Source organism: Acidovorax sp. FJL06 (genome assembly GCF_003852545.1).
Classification (GTDB): domain Bacteria; phylum Pseudomonadota; class Gammaproteobacteria; order Burkholderiales; family Burkholderiaceae_C; genus Acidovorax.
In genome coordinates this window covers 1-207 of record NZ_QAJR01000076.1, presented here as the reverse complement: position 1 = coordinate 207, position 207 = coordinate 1, and the positions used below count along the sequence as shown (strand labels likewise).

Sequence of the window (207 nt, the reverse complement as noted above, 5' to 3'; positions counted from 1 at the left end):
TCGCTGGCCGAGGTGGTGCACGACACCGAGCGCCTGCTGCGCGTGACCCTGCCCCCCGCCATCGAGCTGCACATGCAGCTGCAGGCGGGGCTGCCCCCCGTGCTGGCCGATGCCACCCAGGTCGAGCAGGCCCTGCTCAACCTGTGCACCAACGCCGTCCACGCCATCCAGGGCCAGGGCAGCGAGCGCGGCAGCATCCATGTGGAG

The 207-nt window shown here is 72.0% G+C and carries 1 protein-coding gene; it reads left to right on the top strand.

From position 1 onward, the window contains the following. A partial coding sequence (locus DBV10_RS22535) for a hypothetical protein (RefSeq protein ID WP_148090349.1) occupies window positions 1-207 on the top strand: 207 nt, incomplete at both ends.